The sequence below is a fragment of the Mycobacterium sp. E3298 genome (assembly GCF_001666895.1).
In the GTDB taxonomy this organism is placed as follows: Bacteria; Actinomycetota; Actinomycetes; order Mycobacteriales; family Mycobacteriaceae; genus Mycobacterium.
Window position 1 is genome coordinate 1 of the sequence record NZ_LZJB01000043.1, and the last position, 927, is coordinate 927.

Annotated in this window: 1 protein-coding gene; it reads left to right on the forward strand. The window is 74.4% G+C overall.

What is annotated here, in order from left to right:
- Nucleotides 1-927, forward strand: a 927-nt coding sequence (locus tag A9X05_RS01640) for an acyltransferase domain-containing protein (protein ID WP_156736194.1), incomplete at both ends; no start/stop codon positions are given.

The following is a 927-nucleotide window of genomic DNA, read 5'->3' on the forward strand; positions in this document are numbered from 1 at the left end:
CCCCGGCCAGGGCTCCCAGCGGCTCGGGATGGGACGGGAGCTGTACCAACGCTTTCCGGCCTTCGCCCAGGCCTTCGACGAGGCCGTGGCGGCGGTGGACGGCCACGCTCGGCTGCCGCTGCGTGACGTGATGTGGGGCGCCGACCCGGACCTGCTGGAGAGCACGGAGTTCGCCCAGCCCGCGTTGTTCGTGCTCGAGGTCGCCCTGGCGGCGCTGTGGCGGTCCTGGGGGGTGATCCCCGACGTGGTGATCGGCCACTCGGTGGGGGAGATCGCGGCGGCCTGTGTGGCGGGGGTGCTGTCGTTGCCGGACGCGGCGCGGGTGGTGGCGGCCCGTGGGCGGTTGATGGCGGCGCTGCCGGCCGGCGGGGTGATGGTGGCGGTGAGCGCCACCGAGGCCGAGGTGGCGCCGCTTCTCAACGGCGACGTGAGCCTCGCGGCGGTCAACGGCCCCGACGCGGTGGTGCTCTCGGGTGAGCGGACCGCGGTGACGACGGTGGCGGATCGGCTGGCGGACTGCGGCCGGCGGGTGCGGCAGTTGGCCGTCTCGCACGCGTTCCATTCGCCGTTGATGGAGCCGATGATCGAGGAGTTCGCCGCGGTGGTGGCCGGGGTGTCGCCCGGCGCGCCGCGAATTGACCTGGTGTCCAACGTGACCGGGCAATTGGCCGGCCCCGGATACGGGTCCGCCGACTACTGGGTCGAGCACGTGCGCCGGCCGGTGCGGTTCGTCGACGGCGTGCGGGTGGCCGAATCGCTGGGCGGTGCCGCCTTCGTGGAGGTGGGCCCGGGCGCGGCGCTGACGGCCGCGGTGGAGCGGTCCCTGGCGAGTGAGCCGGCCGTGGCGGCGGTGTCGATGGCCAAGGACCGTCCCGAAGTCGATTCGCTGCTGCTGGCGGCCGGCCAGCTGTTCGTCTCCGGCGCCGG